At 56.6% G+C, this 20,451-nt stretch carries 23 protein-coding genes and 2 pseudogenes; 8 read left to right on the top strand and 17 right to left on the bottom strand.

Going from position 1 to position 20,451, the window contains the following annotated elements:
- Positions 1–271 precede the first annotated feature (271 nt).
- The 3 genes from ACVBEG_RS11865 to ACVBEG_RS11875 all read right to left on the bottom strand — a co-directional run bounded on the left by ACVBEG_RS11865 (position 272) and on the right by ACVBEG_RS11875 (position 2,576).
- Complete coding sequence (locus ACVBEG_RS11865) at positions 272–751, bottom strand: surface-adhesin E family protein (protein WP_447107733.1); 480 nt, start codon at positions 749–751, stop codon at positions 272–274.
- Positions 748–1,179 (bottom strand): hypothetical protein, encoded by a 432-nt coding sequence (locus ACVBEG_RS11870; RefSeq protein WP_447107734.1) that lies wholly within the window; start codon positions 1,177–1,179, stop codon positions 748–750. The genes ACVBEG_RS11865 and ACVBEG_RS11870 overlap by 4 nt, the downstream gene beginning before the upstream one ends.
- 764 nt (positions 1,180–1,943) lie before the next feature.
- Positions 1,944–2,576: a TetR/AcrR family transcriptional regulator gene (locus tag ACVBEG_RS11875; protein WP_447107735.1), complete on the bottom strand. Its 633-nt coding sequence runs from the start codon at positions 2,574–2,576 to the stop codon at positions 1,944–1,946.
- 72 nt (positions 2,577–2,648) lie between these two features.
- Here ACVBEG_RS11875 and ACVBEG_RS11880 point away from each other — a divergent pair, with 72 nt between their 5' ends.
- Positions 2,649–3,515 (top strand): aldo/keto reductase family oxidoreductase, encoded by an 867-nt coding sequence (locus tag ACVBEG_RS11880; RefSeq protein ID WP_447107736.1) that lies wholly within the window; start codon positions 2,649–2,651, stop codon positions 3,513–3,515.
- A 589-nt stretch (positions 3,516–4,104) separates the two neighbouring features.
- On the opposite strand, the gene ACVBEG_RS11885 is transcribed toward ACVBEG_RS11880, so the two are convergent.
- On the bottom strand, positions 4,105–5,097 hold the full coding sequence (locus ACVBEG_RS11885) for an IS5 family transposase (RefSeq protein WP_447107587.1): 993 nt from the start codon (positions 5,095–5,097) through the stop codon (positions 4,105–4,107).
- 59 nt (positions 5,098–5,156) lie between these two features.
- Positions 5,157–6,020: a LysR family transcriptional regulator gene (locus tag ACVBEG_RS11890; RefSeq protein ID WP_447107737.1), complete on the bottom strand. Its 864-nt coding sequence runs from the start codon at positions 6,018–6,020 to the stop codon at positions 5,157–5,159.
- Between the two features lie 104 nt (positions 6,021–6,124).
- Between ACVBEG_RS11890 and ACVBEG_RS11895 the strand changes: the two genes are divergently transcribed.
- Positions 6,125–6,589: a GFA family protein gene (locus tag ACVBEG_RS11895; protein WP_447107738.1), complete on the top strand. Its 465-nt coding sequence runs from the start codon at positions 6,125–6,127 to the stop codon at positions 6,587–6,589.
- Positions 6,590–7,409: 820 nt separating this feature from the next.
- Here ACVBEG_RS11895 and ACVBEG_RS11900 read toward each other — a convergent pair.
- The 6 genes and pseudogenes from ACVBEG_RS11900 to ACVBEG_RS11925 all read right to left on the bottom strand — a co-directional run bounded on the left by ACVBEG_RS11900 (position 7,410) and on the right by ACVBEG_RS11925 (position 10,643).
- Positions 7,410–7,748 carry a helix-turn-helix domain-containing protein gene (locus ACVBEG_RS11900; protein ID WP_447107739.1) on the bottom strand — a complete coding sequence of 113 codons (339 nt, stop codon included), beginning with the start codon at positions 7,746–7,748 and terminating at the stop codon, positions 7,410–7,412.
- Between the two features lie 611 nt (positions 7,749–8,359).
- Positions 8,360–8,617, bottom strand: coding sequence for a hypothetical protein (locus ACVBEG_RS11905; protein ID WP_447107740.1), 258 nt, complete (start codon positions 8,615–8,617; stop codon positions 8,360–8,362).
- Positions 8,614–8,988, bottom strand: a complete 375-nt coding sequence (locus ACVBEG_RS11910; protein ID WP_322180569.1) for a hypothetical protein — start codon at positions 8,986–8,988, stop codon at positions 8,614–8,616. The genes ACVBEG_RS11905 and ACVBEG_RS11910 overlap by 4 nt, the downstream gene beginning before the upstream one ends.
- An 18-nt stretch (positions 8,989–9,006) precedes the next feature.
- Positions 9,007–9,324, bottom strand: coding sequence for a DUF6527 family protein (locus tag ACVBEG_RS11915; RefSeq protein ID WP_447107741.1), 318 nt, complete (start codon positions 9,322–9,324; stop codon positions 9,007–9,009).
- A pseudogene (locus tag ACVBEG_RS11920) lies at positions 9,321–9,734 on the bottom strand (cell wall hydrolase). The gene ACVBEG_RS11915 and the pseudogene ACVBEG_RS11920 overlap by 4 nt, the downstream one beginning before the upstream one ends.
- Before the next feature lie 243 nt (positions 9,735–9,977).
- Entirely contained in the window at positions 9,978–10,643 is a 666-nt protein-coding gene (locus ACVBEG_RS11925; RefSeq protein ID WP_447107742.1) for a DUF2793 domain-containing protein, read from the bottom strand.
- A 1-nt stretch (position 10,644) separates the two neighbouring features.
- Between ACVBEG_RS11925 and ACVBEG_RS11930 the strand changes: the two are divergent.
- A pseudogene (locus ACVBEG_RS11930) lies at positions 10,645–11,379 on the top strand (DUF2303 family protein); the annotation flags it as partial.
- A gap of 645 nt (positions 11,380–12,024) precedes the next feature.
- Here the strand turns inward: ACVBEG_RS11930 and ACVBEG_RS11935 are convergent.
- Positions 12,025–12,261: a hypothetical protein gene (locus ACVBEG_RS11935; protein ID WP_447107743.1), complete on the bottom strand. Its 237-nt coding sequence runs from the start codon at positions 12,259–12,261 to the stop codon at positions 12,025–12,027.
- A 62-nt stretch (positions 12,262–12,323) separates the two neighbouring features.
- Positions 12,324–12,602, bottom strand: a complete 279-nt coding sequence (locus ACVBEG_RS11940; protein ID WP_447107744.1) for a hypothetical protein — start codon at positions 12,600–12,602, stop codon at positions 12,324–12,326.
- A 95-nt stretch (positions 12,603–12,697) separates the two neighbouring features.
- Here ACVBEG_RS11940 and ACVBEG_RS11945 point away from each other — a divergent pair, with 95 nt between their 5' ends.
- Positions 12,698–13,135 carry a hypothetical protein gene (locus tag ACVBEG_RS11945; RefSeq protein ID WP_447107745.1) on the top strand — a complete coding sequence of 146 codons (438 nt, stop codon included), beginning with the start codon at positions 12,698–12,700 and terminating at the stop codon, positions 13,133–13,135.
- A gap of 65 nt (positions 13,136–13,200) precedes the next feature.
- Here ACVBEG_RS11945 and ACVBEG_RS11950 read toward each other — a convergent pair whose 3' ends face one another.
- The gene (locus tag ACVBEG_RS11950) at positions 13,201–13,746 is read right to left on the bottom strand and encodes a hypothetical protein (RefSeq protein WP_447107746.1); all 546 of its coding nucleotides are present in this window, start codon (positions 13,744–13,746) and stop codon (positions 13,201–13,203) included.
- 290 nt (positions 13,747–14,036) lie between these two features.
- Here ACVBEG_RS11950 and ACVBEG_RS11955 point away from each other — a divergent pair, with 290 nt between their 5' ends.
- Entirely contained in the window at positions 14,037–14,930 is an 894-nt protein-coding gene (locus ACVBEG_RS11955; RefSeq protein ID WP_447107747.1) for a phosphohydrolase, read from the top strand.
- Between the two features lie 45 nt (positions 14,931–14,975).
- On the opposite strand, the gene ACVBEG_RS11960 is transcribed toward ACVBEG_RS11955, so the two are convergent.
- Positions 14,976–15,263, bottom strand: coding sequence for an excalibur calcium-binding domain-containing protein (locus ACVBEG_RS11960; RefSeq protein WP_447107748.1), 288 nt, complete (start codon positions 15,261–15,263; stop codon positions 14,976–14,978).
- Positions 15,264–15,379: 116 nt separating this feature from the next.
- Between ACVBEG_RS11960 and ACVBEG_RS11965 the strand changes: the two genes are divergently transcribed.
- The 3 genes from ACVBEG_RS11965 to ACVBEG_RS11975 all read left to right on the top strand — a co-directional run bounded on the left by ACVBEG_RS11965 (position 15,380) and on the right by ACVBEG_RS11975 (position 18,439).
- On the top strand, positions 15,380–15,622 hold the full coding sequence (locus ACVBEG_RS11965) for an excisionase (RefSeq protein ID WP_322179088.1): 243 nt from the start codon (positions 15,380–15,382) through the stop codon (positions 15,620–15,622).
- A complete protein-coding gene (locus tag ACVBEG_RS11970; protein WP_447107749.1) occupies positions 15,603–16,712 on the top strand; it encodes a phage integrase Arm DNA-binding domain-containing protein in 1,110 nt (369 codons plus the stop codon). The genes ACVBEG_RS11965 and ACVBEG_RS11970 overlap by 20 nt, the downstream gene beginning before the upstream one ends.
- A gap of 233 nt (positions 16,713–16,945) precedes the next feature.
- Positions 16,946–18,439 (top strand): aldehyde dehydrogenase family protein, encoded by a 1,494-nt coding sequence (locus tag ACVBEG_RS11975; RefSeq protein WP_447107750.1) that lies wholly within the window; start codon positions 16,946–16,948, stop codon positions 18,437–18,439.
- A gap of 40 nt (positions 18,440–18,479) precedes the next feature.
- Here ACVBEG_RS11975 and qhpG read toward each other — a convergent pair whose 3' ends face one another.
- Positions 18,480–19,775 (bottom strand): flavin-dependent monooxygenase QhpG, encoded by a 1,296-nt coding sequence (qhpG, locus tag ACVBEG_RS11980; RefSeq protein ID WP_447107751.1) that lies wholly within the window; start codon positions 19,773–19,775, stop codon positions 18,480–18,482.
- Positions 19,772–20,446, bottom strand: coding sequence for a subtilisin-like serine protease QhpE (gene qhpE, locus ACVBEG_RS11985; RefSeq protein ID WP_447107752.1), 675 nt, complete (start codon positions 20,444–20,446; stop codon positions 19,772–19,774). The genes qhpG and qhpE overlap by 4 nt, the downstream gene beginning before the upstream one ends.
- Positions 20,447–20,451: the final 5 nt, after the last annotated feature.

The raw sequence follows: 20,451 nt of genomic DNA on the forward strand, positions 1-20,451 counted from the left end.
CAGATTTCACGTAGCAGCGTGTAAAAAAGGCATTTTCACCGGTCGATGATCAGGCAGTTTTTGATGACCGACTTTTTCAACAGAATCGGTCGATAGTAGCCCTTGCTGTCAGGCAACAATCGGCCATGAACCGCCGTTCGCAGATAAGCGTCGATTTCAGCCGGTCGCCACTGGCCGAAATCGGCCAGTTCCGTCGTTTAGAGGAAAGACACCACCCTGCCACCTGAAAGCAGGCGCGCCGTGATAGCCGCCTGCTCATGCACAGATACAGCTACCCCGGATTACCCGCCCGAAGATGCGCCGCATCGATCTTACACACCGAATCGCGCAACCTCCCGATCAGCGACTGCCGCTCCAACGGTCCCCATTGCGGAATATCGCTCTTGCGTGTCACTTCATGCCCCAGGGCAAAGGGCTCGGAGAAATAAACCCGGCCGAACTGCGCCATTTCGTCCCGCTCGCAGTTGATCACCCGGATCGCCCGCGAACTGCGAATCTCTGGAAGTTTACCGCTGGGGGCGGCGAGTCCGAGGTAATTGTTGATTAGGTAGAACTGGCGCAAATGCGGATTGCCCTGGTACAGGGCGACGGAATGGGCGTCGAAGTAGGTTGCCAGTTCGGCGTCCTCCAGCAGTTTGAACATGCCAGCAGGCGTCGTGGCCGGCGCTTCGGCCACGGCTTTCTGCGGCACAGTGCCGTGGGCACAACCACCCAGCAGCAATACCGCGGCTAGGCATGGCAGGCGCCTCATCGTGTGGTTCCCTGCGCCACGTCCGGGCGTTCCTGCTGCAACAGACGCTCATCGACGCTGCCCTGCAACGAACAGAGCAGGCGGGTCTTCCCGTCCTCGACGCTGAGCATCAGGAGCTTTTCCGCGGAACCCGCCGCCGGAGCGATGCCCGAGGCCGCCGCAGGGTTGTTCTGCCAGGCGGAATTGGCGTCCGCCTTGATCCGTGGTTTGGAAATGAAGTACTCGCCGGCCTCCTGCCATTCCGCATGCGGCAACTTGGCCATGACTTGCTCGCGGCTGGCATCGATTTCGAAACCCCAGAAGTAGTAAATGCCTTGCTCGCCCAGGTCCATGACCCGGTCGTAGTAGCTGGTCAGGCGCAGGCCCTGGTCGTCGACACCGGGGGTGAAGTGCTGGAAAGCGGTGTCGAAGTTGCGGCGGTCCGGCACTGGCGGCCAGGCCAGGCCAGGCCGCGCTGATCGTTGCGGGCCAGCTTGACGGTCTTCCCCAGATCGGCGCGCTGGGAATACAGGTGTTTGAAAAATGACGGCTCACACGAGACCAGGCTTTCGCTGAGGCCGCTGGCCAGTGCATTGCCGGAACACAGTCCGAGGAAAAGAGGTAGTATAGCTTTGCTGCAGGAGAAGGATAAAAGGCGACGCATGTCCATTGCTTGGAGAGTCCTGGTGGGGTGAAAAGACGCGATCTTAATTGCGTCAGGACGTTGTTACAAATTGAAAGGACCGGAAAAGGAGGCTGGCGCCAATCAATGCAGAGCAGGTGAGATAGCTTTCCTCCCAAGGCACAGCGGGAGTCCATACCGGGGCAATCATTGTACGCGGTCCAAAAAGTCAGTTGCTCAGTGGAGAGCTGATCAAAGTCGCTTCTGTCGAACATAGAAGAACCTAATGTTGGCATCGTGCCAAAGGTAAGGGCGCCCGATAGTAGCAAAATGCGGCGGAGTTCTTTTCTCGGTGACCGGCTGCTTCTGGCCGATTCTGTTGAAAAAGTCGGTTCTCTCGAATTGCCCGGAAGCTGAGCGGTGAAGGAGCCTATTTTTCGCGCGGCTACGTGAAATCTGTGTCCGAATGCCTGTGCGGCCATTTAAGATTTCAATCTCATGCGCTTACTTTTCTGCTCTGAGAACCGCGTCCGACTTTTTCAACAGAATCGGCCAGAAGCAGACGCTTGCACGCAGCCTTTGGAGAGGAACCTACGCGGGTCTGCGGTACGTACAAAGATAAGCCGTCAAAAGTAGCGTCAGCTGCTGTTCGAGAGATGCTTCAAAGAGCGGTGGTGCGCAACCTTCGAGCAGGGTTCGTACTGGCCCGACAAGGGCACTGAGCGCGACAGTGGCGATCAACACCGGGGCTTCAAACTGTGCGTCCGAGGACGTCGCCAGCATGGCGGCAATTGCTGCCACAATTCGGGTATTTATTCGAACGACCAATTCGGCCCCGCCCCGCTCGGCTGCAATCGCATAAAGTGCCTTGGACATGGCTGGGTTGCGCAGTTTCACTGCAAGAAAAGCAGAAACCAGTTCCGCTGCCATGTCGGAGACCGGCTTGCCCCGGCATTGCTCGCAAGTGCGCTCGACTGCTTCGGCGACTTCCAGCAAGTGCTTTTCAAGCACCGCAGCAAGCAGCGCATCCCGATTTGGATAGTACTGATAAAGGCTGCCCACGGATATTCCAGCACGTTCAGCGACGCGAGTGGTCGTGCAGCGCACAAGGCCGTGCCGAGTCAAAACCTGAAGGGTGGCGGTGTGAAGAGCATCAACGGTTGCGGCAGATCGAGCCTGAACTGCTGATTTTCTTGGTTTTAATGACGCTTTGAGAGTGCTCATGGAATGCGAATTCAAAAACCTGAAGGTTCCTTCATATCATAGTTCTCCTCAAATGAAGCGAGAACAATCGATATGCCTAGCTTAGATAAAAGCGGCACTTTCATTCTTGGCAACAGCAAAATCAAGCGCCTGGGCTACGGCGCAATGCAACTGGCAGGACCAGGCGTGTTTGGCCCCCCAAAGGATCGTAAAGAAGCGGTGGCCGTCCTGCACGAGGCGGTGGCATCTGGCGTGAACCATATAGACACCAGCGATTTCTACGGACCGCACATCACCAATCAGATTATCCGCGAGGCCCTGCATCCCTATCAGAACGATCTTACGATAGTGACCAAGGTCGGCGCTCGGCGCGGCGACGATGGCGCCTGGCTTGCGGCTGCCTCGAAAGAAGAGCTTACGCAGGCAGTGCACGATAATCTGCGCAATCTGGACCTGGACGTTTTGGATGTTGTCAATTTCCGGGCGATGCACAACGTAATGGGGCCGGGCGAAGGCTCAATCGAGGCGTCACTGACCGCTGTGGCGGAGTTGCAACAGCAAGGCCTGGTACGCCATATCGGGATTAGCAACGTCACACCGACCCAAGTGGCCGAGGCGAGAAAGATCGTTGATGTCGTCTGCGTGCAGAACTTGTACAACATCGCTCATCAGCACGATAACGCCATGATCGACGAACTGGCTCTGGATGGAATTGCCTATGTGCCCTTTTTTCCTCTGGGCGGACTCACCCCGATTCAGTCCTCCGCACTGTCCAGCGTTGCGCAGCGACTTGGAGTTACGGCGATGCAGTTGGCGCTCGCGTGGCTGCTGCGTCGTTCATCCAATATTCTCTTGATCCCGGGGACCTCGTCAGTAGCCCACTTGCGGGAAAACCTCGCTGCGGCCGATCTGCATTTGCCAGATGAGGCTCTGGCAGAACTGAATGCTATCGCGGACTAGCCCTGATACCAGCGATGGAAACGGCCAGCACAACTGTTTGCGGGGTTAGTGATGCCTGAAAGGGAGCGACGGTCATGCCCCGTCGTCGCCCTCATGCGCCTGAACACTTGACTTGATTAATAGTGCCGGGCCAAGTCGCTCACAGGGCTGGCGATCGCATATAGATCCACATGGCGACCGGCTTTTAACGGCCGATTGTGTTGAAAAAGTCGGTTTTTTCAAACTGCCGAAAAATTGATCGGTGAAAGCTCCTTCTAGCACGCTGCTACGTGAAATCTCAGTCCGAATGCTTCCGCGAAAATTCTGGATTTCAATCTCAGGCGCTTACTTTTTTCAATGGAAACTAAGGCCGACTTTTTCAACAGAATCGGCCAATATCTGCCGGTCAGGAATGGCAACTCCTGCCTTTCACGACTGAACTCTTTCGGTCAGGTAATGGGTTAGGGCTTCCCCTAGGGAAGGTCTGAAGTAAGGCCTTCTTTTTACAGAAAATCGGGCGTCAGACGCTCAAAAAGAGAATACCTCGCTGAAATTTCTGAAATATCGACTTTTTTCGATGAATAAGCCGGTTTTAGGCGCTTATTAACCCTTAATTTCCATACTGCGGACGCACCTGTCCTACAGGCTCCAGCAAATGTCGGCGCGCCATCCACAGGTTCGACAACGCAAACAGTGTTACCAACTGCGCGGTGTTTTTTACCAGTCCGCGAAACCGCACTTTGGTGTAACCAAATTGGCGTTTGATGACCCGAAACGGGTGCTCAACCTTGGCCCGAGTTTGCGATTTAGCATATTCGATCTTGCGCAACGCACGGCCAATGACGCTTTTTTCACCATGTTTGCGACGGCTGCTGGGCCTGGCGGAGATCGACCAGATCATCTCGCGCCCCTCATGTTCCGGCCGCTTTTCCACCCCGGTGTAGCCCGCGTCGCCGCAGACATGGCTCTCTTCGCCGTGCAACAACTGATCGACTTGGGTAACGTCCGCGACGTTGGCTGCCGTGCCCACCACGCTATGGGTCAGGCCCGTATCAGCGTCCACCCCGATATGCGCTTTCATCCCGAAATAATATTGATTTCCTTTCTTGGTCTGATGCATCTCGGGATCGCGTTTACCCTCTTTATTCTTGGTCGAGGTCGGCGCATGAATGATCGTGGCGTCAACGATAGTGCCTTGACGAAGCATCAAGCCTCGGTCGCCCAGATAGCCATTAACGACCTCCATGATGCCCCTGGCAAGATGGTTTTTCTCCAGCAGGCGACGGAAGTTGAGGATCGTGGTTTCGTCGGGAATGCGCTCCAGATTCAAACCCGCAAACTGGCGCAGAATCGTTGTCTCATACAGCGATTCTTCCATGGCCGGATCGCTGTAGCCGAACCAGTTCTGCATCAGGTGCACACGCAACATCGCCATCAACGGATACGCCGGACGTCCCCCAACACCCTTTGGATAATGCGGTTCGATCAACGCAATAAACCCCTTCCAGGGCACGACCTTGTCCATCTCGCTCAGGAAAATCTCACGGCGGGTCCGCTTACGTTTACCTGCGTACTCAGCATCAGCGAAAGAAATCTGCTTCATGGGGCTCAACCGTTCAGCTCATGTGATGGAGGGTATTTCACCAGATTTGGAAACCTTTTTCAGAGTTTCCCTAGAGCTTCGAACGTTCTGGCGATGCGTTCGACTTTACGTAGGTCATTGTGCATGGCAATCCAAACATCAACGTCAAAGCCGAAGCTGTCAGGCAGAATCTGGATCAGACCATAGGTCGCCGCGACGGGCGATGGGCATAAGCCAAATCCAAGGCCACTTCTTAGCGCCGCGAGTTGAGCAAGGTGATTATCGGTGGCGATAGAGAATGGCTGGTCTGTCTCACACAGGCCTGTTTCGACCAGCCGACGCAAGTCGGCTGAGCGTCGGTCAGGGCCAATCAGCGGCGCGCGGCGCAACGCCTCCAGACTTGCAGGCTCGCCATAGCGTTCAAGGCATTGGGCGCTCGCATACAGGCCCACTCGCAAAGCACCTGTGCGTCGCGCAACCACCTCCACTTCATGCGGTCGCACGAGGCGTACAGCGATGTCTGACTCCTGTCGGGCGATGTCTTCCAGCGAATCGTTGATACTAATTTCAAGCTTCAATGCTGGGTGCTTGTAATGAAAATCGCGCAGCAACCCAGGGAGCACCTCAACGCCCAAAAAGGCGCTGCTGGTGAGTCTGACGGTGCCGCACGATGCGTCCGTTTCAGCGCTGGCCATTCGATTGAACGCCTCAGCAGCCATCGCCATCGATTCGACATGGTGAACAAGTCCCCGTGCCGACGCGGTAGGCACGAGACCTGCGGAGGTTCGGGTGAACAGCTTCACGCCCAGACCAGCTTCAAGGGCTTCCAGACGTCGGCGAGCCGTTGCCTGTGCAATTCCCAGTAATCGGGAGGCGCCTGACAGGCTACCACTGCGCAATACTGCCAGAAATACCCGCTGGCTTTCCCATTCAAGGCTGCTCATCTATTTCGTGCCAACGGTTGCTCCGTTTATTGCCTTCTGGCGGGTGCGAGGAACATGGATGATGCACCTCTCATTTATAGTGCAGCAGTATAAGGAGCAATACCATGGCTTTCACCGGACAATGCCGATGCGGACAAGTCCATCTTCAATTGCAGACTGAAACACTTGCACCGTTGTACGCATGCCATTGCCTGAACTGCCAGCGCTGGAGCGGCAGTGCCTTCGCATTACATATGCTCTGTGCCGCTCAAGCGATTGATGTGTCGGGAAGCACTGTCACGTACATCCATACATCAGAAGGACATACGTCAACGCAGTACGCTTGCGGTACGTGTTTCACCCGGCTCTTCAATGAAACCGACGCTGCCCCTGATATGCGTGTACTGCTAGCAGGCGTACTCCAGGACGCGGACTGTTTGGCACCCTTGGCTCATATCTGGGTCAAGCGTAAACAACCCTGGATTACGCTGCCAGAGGGTATAGCGCAATGGCCGGAAAGCCCGACACCCGAAGACTTTGCAGCAGCCATCAGTGAGCAGACACGAAAAGCTGCGCTGTCAGCCCGGTGATACGGTGGTAAATCTCTATGTGGTGATCAATGCAGCGGTACGTCTGGCCGTGGCTGCCAACAGCGAAGTAGGGACTTGATGTTGAACACGGTCCTTGATAACCGGCGGCTATGGGTCGAATGCAGCATGTCGTCACCACGGAGCTTGCTGCTCAAGTAGCATGCGAGGTGGTTAATACGCATGCAAACGCCTGTTCAGATGACCGCAATTAAAAAGAAAACGGGATTCGGTCCGAATGACCTCCTTTACACCAGGTGTGAAGACGTAAAGATCGACCGGCAGCGCACCTGCACGGGCAGCATGCTAATTTTTACGACCTGCAGTGTAGGTACGAAACATTAGCAATCAGCTGCAGGAGTCTATCCCTACTGACAAACGCCTATCGCCGCCAACTCTTTTTCATAGCTAATATACTGTCGACGCTCGGTCAGTATCGCCCTCACCTTGAGCGAATCTGCCTTCTTTAATCCTGCCGACCGAACACAATCCCTATTACCATGAAGCATCACCTAACCTAGAGGAAGCCCAGTATCTTTTCGAGGTGTGCGCCAATGGGCGGAAAGAACTCAAGGCCAAGGCGTTCGTTTCAAGGTCGAGCAAGCAGCTGAATAGGCCTACTTCGGCACACCCATCCATTTGAGATTCGGGGTTTGGGAAGTCCTTCAACTACAGGATTTCCCGAACACCCCCAAATCCAGTAATGAGCTCCATCACTGACCTTGAAGTAAGTTCTGAGGGTTTCTAAAGGAAATTAGCCATAGCCCACAGTAAAGCCAGGAACGACACAGCCAATAACACCAAAAACATATGAAACTTAAAATTAGTCATGGCGCTTATTTCGCAAGGTCTTGGCTAATATATTTATAATATGTTCTAGGGCGTGTTTATCGGAAAAGTCCGCAGCCCGTAAAAATTTAATAAGTGCAGATTCATCAGCGGGAAGTTTAGCAACAGCATATGGCGTTCGTTTGCCCGTGACGATGAACAGTACATCGATAGCCGTGGCAGACAATCGGCTCAGGTAGTCAGCCCTCGGACACCTCGTTCCGCTCTCATAGAGCAATTGCGTATTGGGTTGTATGCCACCAATGACAGCAATGGCGCTCTGGGTCAGGCCACACGCTTCACGCTCGAGCTTTAATCGCATGCTCAGGTTCATCAACGCCATTCCATTGGATAAAATGATGACGCCATTATAGTGGCGCTATGATATCACCAATCAACACTCACTTGGGTATTATTACTGAGCCGTAGATATTCATTCGAGTTTAAAAATAACTATACATATCAGATTAGTGGATCAGCCAAGAAATGAAGCGCTTATAACGGCATAGGGTTCGTCGTGAGATGCTTCATGGGTATCTAAGCCTTTCCCTGAGCGCCGGGCCTAATCCACAAAATAAACATCAGCTCAATCCTCTCATCACGCCAGGTGTGAAGCCGCTCATCGACACACATTCATCACATACAACTGCAATGCCTTCAAGGCTACTTGGTCGGCCATGATCCCGGCCTGATGGAAACTTGGTCTATGGTTACTTTTGCAACCAAACCCAGTACTACCCAGGAGCAGGTCATGGCAAAGTCTGGCAGTAGCAAAAGCGGTTCTGGACCTACCAGTAAAGGTGGGGCCGGCTCTAAAGCACCCGCTGTAGCAAACCTCCCCAGCAAGACCGGAGGAGCCTCCGGCGGAGGTAGAGGGAATGCCCCACCGAAGGGTAAGTAGTTGCTGAGGCTGGCCTTTTCCGGAGAACTGGCCAGCCTCTGCCGTCAGCGACAAGCCGTAACCGCTGCGACCAACTCCTTTTCGTAACCGATATGCTGCCGACGCTCAGCCAGCAGCGCCCTCACCTTCACCTCGAGCGAATCCGCTTTCTTCAAGCCAGCCGCAGCGAACACCGGCGCCGCAATGATTGGTGCCTTGCACGGAACCTGCACTGGAACCTCCACTCGCACAGTGCGTATTTCGGGTTCCTGCCCAGCGCATCCCGCCAGCAAAAACACCACCCCCATCAGCAGCAGTCTCATAACCCTAGTTCCTGATCAATGATCGACGCCGCAGCCATGGCCGGGTCACCGCCTGTATGTCCCTGCTGAATCGTGTTTGCCGCAGCATAGTCAGGCTTCGCCTCTTCCTTCGCCGTAGCCACTGCTATTTTGGCGGCCTCCTGTCGTTTCTCGCCCGCCTGCACCAACCCACCAAGCGCCAGCCCCTGCTCAGTGGTAAGCGCCAGCAGGTTGCCATTGACGGTCTTGGCCGAGGCTAGATCTGTCTCAGCGGTGTCGAGCAGCGGTCGATAATGTCCTGATGCCAGCCATGCTCCGCAACCGGCACCCAGCGCCAGCAGCAGTGCGATGGCCAAGCCCAGTCCGATCAACTTCCACGCGGAATCCGTCATAGCCCCTCCTCGTCCCAATCAGGAATATCCACGGTCTGGCCAGCCAGGCCGTGCGTGCGTGCAATCGCCAAGAAACTGGATGCGGCCGTCAGTCACGAACGAATGACATATCCGGGCGGTGCGCCACTCCTTGAACTCTTCCCCCGCATCCGGGTTGGCTGGATAGCTCACCAGAATCGACGGCGTGAAGGTTGGTTTCTCAGCGTTTCCATTCCAACCCCAGCGCGGGCCAGATCCGGCACCATGCTGGATGCGATGCGCGCCATCGCAGCCTGGGCACCAGAACATCAGGCCATAATCGGCGCTGGATCGCAGCACTCTGGATAGGCAGCTCATGGCACATCCTTAAAGAAAATATGATGCCCCAGCCTCAGAGTCTTCGTGGCCTTCGCCGTCCACGCTGGAGCCTTGGGCATGGTCGTGGCGTAGTAGTGAGTCGCACCGCCAGCGGTGCCGGCGATCACCGCCGCTGCTGCACGCTGGCAAGTCGCGAACTCTCCGGCCGGGATCGGCTTCGCCCCAATTAGGGATGGATAGTTCGGATCGTTCTTATTCCAGCAGCTGAACTGCCACGGGGCCTGGCAGACTCCGGCATAGCCTTCGCCTCACCATGATTTATCCTTGCCATCGTTCACTCGGTTGCGGATAGACCAGGCCACGGCGATCATTCCGGCGAAGCCCTCCCCGCGCGCTTCACCCCAAAGTGTTCGGGCCACCACGTCTCTGTCGCGATCTGTTGCAGTCATCACTTTTCTCCAGGCGAAAAAAACCTGCTCAGTGGCGGGGGCGGTGTTCGACTTAACCTGTGCTGCTGTCAGCGTTGTTACTGGTCTCTGACGTTACCAATCCAGGTACTACTTACGTTGCCATACACTTCTGTTCGAGGTTGTTGAGTGGTGTTGCTTGCACGTCACGTTGCCCACCAGGCTGGTGTAGCGCCTGTAGATGTGGGCACGACTGCCCCGCCAACCTCGCGTATTTCCCAGCAATCATGCGACCACCGTCTGGCCGAGTACGTCCCAAACGTTGATCGCTACACGCTTGAGCGTGACGGTCATAGCCGCTGCCATGGTCAGCGTGCCGCCATTAGGGGTATTGAGCGTTACACCCGATGCGGGCACCAACGTCAGCGTGCCCGTACCTGCGTGACGTATCGTTATCTCGGTGTTGTCGACCCACGCAATAGTTGCCTGCAGAGGCACCGTGATCGCAGGGGCTGCGCCAGTCATTCGCAGGTATGTTCCAGCATCCGCAAGGATCAAGGTTCGCGCCGTGGCTGCCTCGATCACAACTGTTCCGTACGTTGAAGGTGCTGCCCACTCCAGGCCGTTAGCGGTATGCGTCAGGACTTGACCGGCTGCACCCGCAGGAAGTCGCATAGGTGCGCCAGCAACGCCGCCGATAATCAGGTCGGCCTTTGCAGTCATTGGGTTGCTCAAGCCCGCAGCGGCTGCCGGAGCCCATACGTTACCGTTCCGCACATACAGGGTTGAGTCTGCCAAGTTGTAGCCGTACCGGGCCGCCTGAAAAGTCCAAAATCCAGGGGCCCCTGACCAGCTTGCGATCATGCCCGCCTTACCCGCCCACAGACCCGTCGGCGCCGTACCGACTGCATAGCGTGCACCGTCAGCAGGTGACGCTGCAGGCGCGTTCAAGCCGACCGCCATTCTTCCGGAAGGCGCCAAGATCTTTGACTTGGAGCGCTTCGCCGCTGGCCGCAGCCGCTTCCGCGGCACCTTCTCCACCAACTCCCTGCTGGACTTCGGTAAGTACGTCACCGACCGCGCAGTGGTAAATGCTCAAGGCTTCATTGATCAGGACGAAATGTCCTGCCTGGTGATGTTCAACATCGGCGACGCCGCGAACCCTGGTCACGCAGATGATCGCGCTGCGCTGAAGCTGAAACCCACTGCCGGTTACAAGGCCGTGCGGGAGATTGGCGGGCGCACCCTGTCGCAGAAGGAGTTGAGCGACTGGATCGAGGACTGGAACGCATCGCTGAAAGCTGTTGGTGAAGACCTGCAGGACATCAGCATCGTCAAAGCGATCGCGGCGGTGCGCACCATCACCATCAAGGCGTCGTCGGAAAGCGATCACACCGTTCGTGAGACCGGCGCAAGCCGTAGCGCGATGGACGCTATCGAGGCCAGCAGCAAAGAAACGCTGCCGACTTCCCTGATGTTCTCTGTTGTGCCTTTCGAAGGCCTAAGCGTCCGCGAGATCGTACTGCGTATCTCGGTCATCACCAGCGGCGCGCAACCGGCGCTGAAGCTGCGCTGGATCGGCGAAGAGGTTCAGCGCGAGGAAATCGCGCAGGAGTTCAAGTCGGTGCTCGAGGCTCAGGTGGGTGAAGCAGCCATACTGGCCTTGGGTACCTTCAATCCAAACTAATAACCATCCTGCCCATCCGTGCCACGATTACGTGATACCTGAAAACGTGGCGCGGGACTTCCGAAACGAAAGCCTGCGCGAACTCAAGCGTGACCCTAGGGATGAAATCGGTAGTCCAGGTCAAACCTTGGTTGACTGAGTGAAAGCCCAGCCAAATGCAACAGTTGCGATGATAGGCCGTATTAGATCTGTCGCTGGAGCCGACCCGGTAAACACACGCAGGCCAGAAGTTATAAATACTACTACTGCGGCAAGAATACCCAGCACAAAAATCCAGCGGAAATATCGCGGTAACATCGAATCACTCCATTGTTAAGGGCGAAATCATAATTGCAATTAGCCATCACATCAACTATCGCGGCATCCGGTCACGGAGGGCGGCGGCTGACTGGGGATAGCCATGTATATCAAGACATTCACCGAGATCGGAACTTTCGAGGCGCTGTATGCCGCCCATAAGTGGCTCACACAGAACGGCTATAGCTACGGTTCAAGCTGCGTCATGCATCCAATTCCGATACTGAAAGGCAACTTTCTGATCGCCAAATGGAAGAACCTGATCCGCAAGGAAATCGCGCAGCTTGACGGCAAGATCGACGGAAATTTCCGCGAAGGCCCGGTCATTGTGACGCTGAAGGTCGAGCCTCAGGCGAGGCCGCTCTCATCGACAAGCCTAGCGCCAAGCTCACGGCCAGCCATCTGCGCCAGCCCGCGATCAACGTAGGTGCGGTCACCATCCACAGCAGGAATGACAATCTCATCGATGCGCTTCACCTCGACACGGATGCGCCACGTCTCGCGCGACCCTGCATCCTTCTCGCAGGTCAGGTAGTTCCAGATCCGTAACCCTTTGTACTCATCGTAAATATCGTGCTGGGTCATGTGGCGGTCCTTCTTGAGGGAATCGCCATCCTATCACCACGCCACTTCAACGAATCACGCCACTACCTAGCCTCTACCCAGCCAAGCACATCAGAAAGACCGGCATAGAGACTAATCAACTTGGATGCCAGCTCAATACCGTGCAGCTTTGCATCTCTGAAGGTCTGCCACTCGCCAGTCGTTTCGCCGAGCTTTGCGTAACCCTCTCCATCCTTGACCCAAATAATAATTCCGATAGGCGCCACTTTTTGTGGTGCTCCCCAAGTGAAGTCAATCCTTGCTTGCTCTCCAGTTGGGTGGATGTAATCCACTGGATAAGGCCTTGCTGCATCTGAATGCATATCGATCTCCCTGATCTGGATCCAAGTTGAATTACAGCAATAGACCACACCTTCAAATCACGCCAGTCCGGGCATGACCCGGCATAGGACGCCCCATGCCCACAGAAAACAAAACCATCGGCCAGCAGCGCCTGACCCGAATCATCGCTGCCAATGAGTTCATGCAGGTGATCGCCAAATGCGGTCGGTTTTTCTTCCGCAACAAAGGCGCAGGTCACGATGCGTATCTGACCCTGAATGCTCGCGGCAATATCGTCTGGCTCTTCGATGACTACACCGGCGCCCGCATCAACACCGCAAAAGAAGGCCGGTGGGATAGCTTCTCGCATGGAGGCACGATGAAGGGTTTAGTTGAGTCTATCGGCGCGTACGTCCTCAAGGGACAGATGATGCGCTATGGGTACTTCCAGCCAACGATGGATAACGGCTTTGACAACCCATGGGGGTATGGCGACGACATCCTGATTGTTCGTGATGAAGGCGTCCGCCTGGGGTTGATCAAGCCGTCGGCCGCCACTGCGGAGGCCGCATGAAACGCATCTACCTCAGCGGGCCAATGACCAGCCTGCCGGAGATCGAATTACAGCTTGCGTAGACATTATTTACCTTGCACCACTTGAACACGTGCATGGCTTATGGACTTGTAGACGCGAATCAATCGTAAAAGTGGCCACCAGTCATATAGAAAAATCTGCAGCGGCCGCCACATTGCTACCCAGCCAACAATCAACAGGCTTTCGCGCGCTATGTTGATGACAGGGCCAGTACCAAGTTTACCAATGACATCGGCCATGATCAGGCACAGGATCACAAAGGAGACGCCGATCAATAGGCTAATGCGACCGTCCCGAAGGAGATGCTTCAACTCACCGCGTACGAGACCTGCCTTATGACCAAAATAATTGTGGATTGCCTCGACCATGATCGCACTTGGCTCACCCTCTGCAGGCAGGTGCTCAAGGTGGATTGTAATCTTGAGCCGGCTGTCCGACGTAAATTCCGCCGCCCAGGTCTCAATGAACGCTTCCGCTTCGCGATCGAGATCCTTGTTAAGAAAAGGTGTCGGATCCATCGAGTTGAACAACTGCCCAAGTTCGCGTACCCGGAGTTGAAGATGATGCTCTGGTGATGACTTTTTTTTCATCGTGCTACCCGACTGTCATGCGTTGGCAGTTTCAAGTCTCGCAACTCGCTTTCGTTGCGCATCAGTCTTGTGATCGACCTTTCTCCAACTCTACCGTATCTCGCCGCTCGGGAACCGGACAAGTGGCTGGCTATACCTTGGGCGAATATGTATTCGCATTCCAGAATGGCAGCTCCCAAAACATGCTATTCCCGGGCTAGCGGACCGGAGAGAAGCGAAACGCCTGAACAACTCTCCGCAGTAACGCCCCCCAACTCAAAGTCAGCCGCTATAGCGGCAAGGACGAAGTCATGCCTGATAAAAAAGCCACCACTATCTGTATTTACCACGGCAACTGTGCCGATGGCTTCGGCGCCGCCTGGGTTGTTCGCAAAGCCCTGGGCGCCGACATCGAGTTTCATGCGGCGGCGTACGGCCAGCCGGCGCCGGATGTTGCAGGCAAGCACGTTGTCATCGTCGACTTCTCGTTCCCGTACAACGCGCTGATCGCTATGAGCAAAACCGCCGCATCTGTATTGGTCCTGGATCACCACAAGACAGCGCATGCCGACCTGCAGGACCTACCCTCTGCTGGCATCACCTATGGGCAGTTCCAAACCGACTGCTTAGGTGAATGCATCTGCTCAGGCGCACCTCACATCGGCGCTCTCTTCGACATGAACCGTTCCGGTGCCGGCATTGCCTGGGACTTCTTCTTTCCAGATACGCCGCGCCCCGCCCTGATCAATCACATTGAGGACCGTGACTTGTGGCTGTTCAAGCTGGAAGGCACTCGCGAGATACAGGCCAGCCTGTTCAGCTACCCGTATGACTTCGAAGTTTGGGATGACCTATTCGCCGCCGACGTCAGCGCCTTGCGCTCGGATGGCAGTGCGATCGAGCGCAAGCACCACAAGGATGTCGCGGAATTGGTCGGTGTGACCAAGCGGCGGATGGTGATCGGTGGCCATGACGTACCAGTGGCAAACCTGCCGTACACGCTGACCAGTGATGCTGGAGCCCTGATGTCCGCCAGCGAGTCCTTCGCCGCCTGCTACTGGGACACGCCAGAGGGCCGATCCTTCAGCCTTCGCAGCTCTGACGCCGGCGAGGACGTTTCAGCAATCGCTCTGCAGTACGGTGGTGGAGGTCATCGCAACGCCGCAGGTTTCCGCGTTCCGTTCGGCCACATCCTGGCCATCTAACACCCCCTCCCAGAACCACACAGCCTACCGGTGAATGGCAACTAGTCACTGGCACCACTGCGATTCACAAGGCACCCCGTCGTTATCGCCGTCCATTTCCACTCCCGGGCAATTCTGCAGAAAACCTTTGGCCTCTGTGCACGAGGTCATCTGCGAGCAGTATTTTCGGCCATCGCATTTGAATGGCGGAGCAGAAGAAGGTGAAACAGCGGTAGTAGTAGACGTCCCTTGCAGTCCCGAAAGGTGATTTCCACTCCATCCCAGAAAAACCGGCCAAGTTGAAATTTTCCACACGGCCAAGCTGATAACCATCACGACCAAAATCCGTTTCATTCAATTCATCCGTGATTAGCGCAATAAGGGAGAGACCGTATTCTCTCTTTGCCCGCCTGCCGATGCAAATCCCCCTCTACCACCTTCTGCCGCCATAGGGCGGCATGGAGAAAGACATGAGTAAAGTAACACTTGATGAGTGGGCGGCTGCCGAATTCAAGACGCCTCCAAGCGCTAATACACTTCGTAAGTGGGCGCGTGAAGGCCGTATCGCCCCAGCGCCTATCAAGCATGGCCGGAGCTATTATGTAGAATCCGATGCGCACTACAGTGAACCGAAAAAACAGCCCGAACGGATTACCGGCGGGGGCCTAATCAGCAAAATAGCGAGTGCACGATATGGCGCCCAGGCCGCGTAATACCGGGTCAAAGGATCTTCCACCAAACCTATACCGCAAAACCGACGCCCGAAACGGCGTCACTTACTACACCTACCGCGATCCAGTGAGTGGTCATGTGTTTGGACTTGGCAAGGACAAGGAGGCAGCTATTCGCGAAGCGGTAGCGGCCAACTATTCCGACCAAGCCCGCCCCGCACTTATCGACCGGATAAATGCACCACTACCTGTATCAGCACCCACAAAGTCTTTTTCTGACTGGATAAAAGAGTACAGAAGCCTGTATGCAAAACGCGGGCTTGCCCCTGCAACACTGAAGAACACGGGCATGCGATTGAACAGGCTTGATGTTCAGTTTGGCGCGAGGTCTATCAATCAGATGGTGACGATGGAAATTGCCACGTATCTGTCCTCGCTTTCTTCGGAAGGCAAAGGGCAGATGGCCAGGGCCATGCGGTCGCTTCTTCGTGACGTGTTCATGGAGGCGATTGCATCGGGGTGGTGTGACAAGAATCCTGTCAATGTAACTCGCACGGCCAAGATCAAGATCAAGCGCGAGCGACTTACCCTGGAGCTTTGGAAGGCAACCTACCAAGAGGCAAACAAACCATGGCTGAAACGCGCAATGGAGCTGGCAGTGCTGACCGGGCAGCGGCGGGATGATATCGGGTCAATGCTATTCAAGGATGTGTCTGACGGTTTTTTGCATGTAGTCCAAGCGAAAACCGGTGCACGACTGCGCATCAGTACGGAGTTGCGACTTAATGCGGTTTCTTTGGATCTTTCATTGGTCATCAAAAAATGTCGCGATAACGTCATATCAAAACACCTGGTGCACCATGTAAAAAACTTCAGCACAACGGGGGCTGGATCAAAGGTAAGCCTGGCCTCCTTGACTTCGGCCTTCGCGGAGGCGCGAGACAAGGCCGCACTGAGGCTTGGCATCCAGCTTGGCAAGCAACCACCGAGCTTCCATGAAATGCGATCCCTGTCGGCCAGGCTGCATGCTGCTGAAGGAAGGGATCCGCAGAAACTGCTCGGGCACCGATCATCAACCATGACTGATTTGTACCGAGACAGTCGCGGATCTGAGTGGATCGAAGTTGCATAGATGGGATTTAGTTTTGGGGAGATATTGGGGAGGTTTTGGGGAGAAACCTAAAGCCCAGCAAAATCAGGGTCTTAAATTTAATCACCTGTCGCAGTTTGCGACACTCAAACTGCCCACCGTTTTCAACCGATCAAATAATAATTATTTAAATCAATCAGTTAACCCGTCAAGTCGACTTGGCACAGCCGTTGCGAAAGACCTCGCATCCACTCGAATAACAAGAGGTCACTCCTATGCTGAACCATTCATCCCTGCTACCCGCCACTGTTGCCTTTATAAAACGTGTACCCCGCATGCTGATCAATGGCGAGTGGGTCGAGGCCGCCGACGGCAACGTCATGACGTTGCATAACCCCGCCAGCGGTGAAGTGCTCTGCACTGTGCCCTGCGCGACGCCGGACGATGTCGATCGCGCGGTACTCGCAGCTCGCCACGCGTTTGATGACTCGGCCTGGAGCCGGACCCGGCCCCGTGAGCGGCAGAACCTGCTGTGGAAGCTCGCCGACCTGCTGGAGCGCGATGCCGAGCTACTGGCCCAGCTTGAATGTCTGAACAATGGCAAGAGCGCGGCGGTAGCGCGGGTCATGGATGTACAGCTGTCCATCGACTTCTTGCGCTACATGGCCGGCTGGGCGACCAAAATCGAAGGTTCCAGCGTCGAAGTTTCGATGCCCTTGATGCCCAACGATCAGTTTCACAGCTTTATCCGCCGTGAGGCCGTGGGTGTGGTGGGCGCTATCGTTGCCTGGAACTTCCCGCTGCTGCTGGCCTGCTGGAAGCTCGGCCCAGCCCTCGCGACGGGCTGCACCGTGGTACTCAAGCCCGCTGACGAAACGCCAATGAGCGCCCTGAAGCTCGCGGAATTGGCACTCGAAGCCGGTTACCCGGCCGGGGTCTTCAACGTGGTGACCGGCACCGGCATCACTGCCGGCTCCGCCCTGACGCACAATCCACTGGTCGACAAACTGACCTTCACCGGCTCCACCGCCGTCGGCAAGCAGATCGGCAAGATCGCGATGGATTCGATGACCCGTGTCACCCTGGAACTGGGCGGTAAGTCACCGACCATCGTCATGGGTGATGCGGACCTCGCGGCCGCTGCCGCCGGGGCTGCCAGCGCCATCTTCTTCAATCAGGGCCAAGTGTGCTGTGCCGGTTCGCGGCTGTATGTGCAGCGCAAGCACTTCGATAACGTGGTCGCCGACATCTCGGATATCGCCAATGCGATGAAGCTGGGTAACGGCCTGGACCCTAGCGTGGACATGGGCCCCTTGATCTCGGCCCGGCAACAAGAGCGGGTGTCGCGCTACATCGAGATGGGCCGTGAGGGCGGTGCGACCATCGCCTGTGGCGGCGAACAGTTCGGGCCGGGATTCTTCGTCAAGCCCACCGTGATCGTCGGTGTCGATCAGAAAAACCCGCTGGTCCAGGAAGAAATTTTCGGACCGGTACTGGTGGCGATTCCCTTCGACGATGAAGCCGATGCCCTGCGTCTGGCCAACGACAGTCCCTACGGGCTGGGCGCCAGCGTCTGGTCAAACGATTTGGCAGCCGTGCACCGGATGATCCCTCGGATCAAGTCCGGCTCGGTGTGGGTCAATTGCCACAGCGCACTCGATCCGGCGCTGCCTTTCGGTGGCTACAAAATGTCCGGGGTCGGCCGGGAGATGGGCTACGCCGCCATCGAGCACTACACCGAATTGAAATCCGTGCTGATCAAGCTGTAAGCCAGAAACACCCTCCGACAGGCTGACTGCCGGAGGGTGTTTAAGGACGGTAGCCCTGGCTGAGCAGCCAACTGCGCACCAAATGCTCCTGCTCTTTCGACAAATCCGCCAGCACCTGCTGCGCGGGCTCTGTTTGCAGGCGAAGGACCAACGGTGCTAGCTCGATGCCTTGCAAGTGCCAGACCCCCAGCGGTTGATCCGCCGTCACCACCACTTCAGCCTCATCCACCAGACCGTCGCGCAATACCGGGGCCCGCTGCACGCTGACGGCCGCGAAATCAGCCGGTTTGTGCGCCAGATCAGCGTCCGGCCATTGGCGACGCGCCTTCCAGAAAGGTTGATCCTGCCAACGCTGCTCATCGGCATAAAAATCACGCCCGATCCTGGCGAACCGTAAAAACAACTGCTCGACCCGTTGCCGGTGAAACTGCTGGGCCAACGCCGCACGTTCAGGCGCTCGCAATAAGGTGTTGATCACCACCGGGGCCTGGAGCGCCGAGGACAGTGACTGGAAGATACCGTTGCCCGACAGCGGGTCCACCGCCATGGCGGCATCACCGACCCGAATCCAGTTGTCACCGCACACCTGCGGGCAAAGAATGGCCGTGCTGCTACGGGCGTGCAGGTGCACATCTGTCTCTGGACCGTCGGCGAAAAATGCCGTTGCCAGCGCCGATGCCTGGCGTCTCTCCCGACAGTAGTCGAGTAGCTGGGCTTTACCCGGCAATTCGGCGCTGGTCACGTCCACCGTCAGTTGCCAATAGCAACACCCATCGGCCTGGCGCGCCATCCAGACCCAACCCTGCTCGATGCTTTCGACCGCACTCGCGGTCGCACCCGGCGCGCCCTGCCAGCGGTTGAGCAGACTGACGGTTTCCGGCCCGCGCAGACCTTTACCCAGCGCAGGTGCCTGACGACCGCGTGACTCGACCAAAAAGTCCGCCTGAAGATCGGCGAGGCCTTCAATCTGCACCCGATGCCCCGAGGCAGACGACTGTACCGCCAGCACACGCCCCTCGATCAGCTCGACACCGGCACGCTGCAGATCCTCGCGCAGGCCGCGATCAAACCGTGGGCGATCCAGCAGCCATTCAATATTTTGTGCGTGCTGCTGACCATTCCAGGACACCTGACGCTGGGACGGCAGCGTAGCATCTGCCAGCGCATGCTCCAGCCCCGCCGCACGCAACGCCTCCAGCACCCTCAGCGAGACACCTTCCAGTGCGGGGAAGCGTCGCCATTCGCTGATGATAGAGACCGGGTAACCGAGCCGGCGCAGGCCCAATGCCACCGCCGCGCCCGCAGGCCCGGCGCCTAAAATCAGAATCGTACTCATGGCCCGACCCGCCGCTCAGGACCACGGTAACGGGCATAGGCCCTTAGCCAATCGATGATCTTCGAGTTAGAGGCGTGCGGTTGTTCAGCCAGATACGCGGCGATGTGCCCGCTCAAGGCCGCGCAACCCAGACTGGCACCGGACTGCCCGGCCAATGTGCCACGCACGCACGCGGCGAAATCCGCCTGGGCGCTGTTAAGCCACGACCAATCCTGCTCACCACAGCGTGCATCACCGGTAACCCGCACGACACCCGGGTAACTCGCCGGAAATACTGCCTCGCCCTGAGCCGGACTTGAGGCGCACAGCAATACCCCACGTTTCAGCGCCGCCGCACAGGCTTCACGCAACAGACTTCGGTCCTGACGCATCCCCAGGCTCAAGTTGATCAGGCGAACTTCGTGTTCAGCCAGCCAATCGATCGCGCTTGAGATTTGCATCGCACTGGTGACCCCACGTTTATCGAAGACCTGGGCCACACAAAATTCAGCCTCGGGTGCGCGTCGGCAAATAGCGTCGATGATCGCACTGCCATGCCCAAGTTGATCCCCCTCCACTTCGTCCTCAAGCAGCCCCTCCTCCACCAGCAAGAAGCGGCGGCTGACAACAACTCTAGGCTGTTGCGCGGGTGAATGGCCGCTGTCAACGATGCCGATGCGCACAGGCCGCATAAGAG

It is taken from the genome of Pseudomonas sp. GG8 (genome assembly GCF_052976945.1).